Origin of the sequence: Paracoccus lutimaris (assembly GCF_003337565.1) — a bacterium.
In the GTDB taxonomy this organism is placed as follows: Bacteria; Pseudomonadota; Alphaproteobacteria; order Rhodobacterales; family Rhodobacteraceae; genus Paracoccus; species Paracoccus lutimaris.
In genome coordinates, this window is sequence record NZ_QPJL01000088.1 from 1 (window position 1) to 1306 (window position 1306).

1 protein-coding gene is annotated in these 1306 nt (G+C 65.5%); it reads left to right on the forward strand.

The genetic code is table 11. The features are described from left to right. Positions 1-121: 121 nt before the first annotated feature. Positions 122-1306 (forward strand): IS256 family transposase (locus tag DFP89_RS20055; RefSeq protein ID WP_114351053.1); only part of this gene is annotated, 1185 nt, incomplete at its 3' end.

The following is a 1306-nucleotide window of genomic DNA, read 5'->3' on the forward strand; positions in this document are numbered from 1 at the left end:
GATAGTGCCCCAGGGCGTGGTGTAGGAGGCCGCGGGCGACGCTGATGGCGACGCTGGCGGTCACCGTCGATCTTCGGAAAGGTTTGGGTTGCGACACCTGAAACCTGAGACGGAGATGACGATGACCGACGACAAAATGGCGCTGATCGAGCTGGTTGAGAAGCAGGCCGATGGCGACCTCGTGCGCGAGATGCTGGCCTTTGCGGCCGAGCGGATCATGGAAGCAGAGATCGAGGGGCGGACGTGCGCGGCCAAAGGTGCGCGCTCGCCGATGCGGGAAGCCCAGCGAAACGGATACCGCGACCGGGACTGGGACACGCGCGCTGGCCGCATCTCGCTGGAGATCCCGAAGCTGCGGAAGGGCAGCTACTTCCCCAGCTTCCTCGAACCACGCCGCACGGCGGAGAAGGCCTTGGTTGCTGTGATCCAGGAAGCCTACGTCCACGGCATCTCGACGCGGTCCGTCGATGATCTGGTCAAAGCCATGGGCGCTGGTGGCATGTCGAAGAGCCAGGTCAGCCGGTTGTGCATGGAGATCGATGAGCGGGTGGACGCCTTCCTGGCCCGCCCCCTTGAAGGTGCGTGGCCCTATCTCTGGCTCGATGCCACCTACCTCAAGGTCAGGGAGGGCGGGCGCATCATCAGCAAGGCGGTGATACTCGCCGTGGCCGTGAACGAGGACGGCAAGCGCGAGGTGCTGGGCGTCGCCACCGGTCCGTCCGAGGCGGAGACCTTCTGGACCGGCTTCCTGCGCAGCCTTGCGGACCGGGGCCTGCGCGGCGTGAAGCTGGTGATCGCAGACGACCACAAGGGCCTGCGGGCTGCCGCACGTCGCGTGTTCAACGCCACCCACCAGAGATGCCGCATTCACTGGATGCGCAACGCCCTGGCTCACGCTCCGGCAAAGCAGCGCACCGCGGTGGCGGCGATGCTGAAGACCATCTTTGCCCAGGAGAGCAAGGCCGACGCCGAGGCACAGTGGAATGTCGTGGCCGACGCCCTGCGGGAAAAACAGCCCAAACTCGGTGCCCTGATGGACGCCTCCTGCGACGATGTCCTCGCTTACATGTCGTTTCCCCGCGAGCACTGGACCCAGATCGCCTCCACCAACCCGCTCGAACGTGTGAACCGCGAGGTGAAACGGCGAGCCGACGTCATAGGGATCTTCCCGAACGATGCAGCCATCGTCCGCCTCGTCGGCGCGCTGATGCTCGAGACCAACGACGAGTGGGCCGTCGCGCGGCGATACATGAGCCTTGAAACGCTCGCCCGCGTCACCGACAATCCCAACGTCAGGCTGCCTGCC